The organism is Marinobacterium marinum (assembly GCF_013868415.1).
Taxonomy (GTDB): Bacteria; Pseudomonadota; Gammaproteobacteria; order Pseudomonadales; family Balneatricaceae; genus Marinobacterium; species Marinobacterium marinum.
In genome coordinates this window covers 1-259 of record NZ_JACEMT010000005.1, presented here as the reverse complement: position 1 = coordinate 259, position 259 = coordinate 1, and the positions used below count along the sequence as shown (strand labels likewise).

The 259-nt window shown below is 52.9% G+C and carries 1 protein-coding gene; it reads left to right on the top strand.

Going from position 1 to position 259, the window contains the following annotated elements; all coding sequences use genetic code 11:
• A partial coding sequence (locus H1S06_RS00250) for a transposase (protein ID WP_181736287.1) occupies positions 1-259 on the top strand: 259 nt, incomplete at both ends.

Genomic DNA, 259 nt, shown 5'->3' with positions numbered 1-259 from the left:
CGTGGTGCCGAAAAGCGAGACGAGCTGAAAGATGTCAGTGCGGACTGGTACATCGCCGAACAGCCAGGGAAGCTGAAGACACTGAAACAACACCCCCGGATCAATAAGGTCAGAATCCGCACCGAGTATCTGAAAGCCAGTATCCGTGCGAAAGTTGAGCATCTGTTTCGGATCATCAAGTGCCAGTTTGGTTTTGTAAAAGCCCGCTACCGTGGCCTGAAGAAAAACGACAGCAAGCTGGCCATGCTGTTCGCGCTGG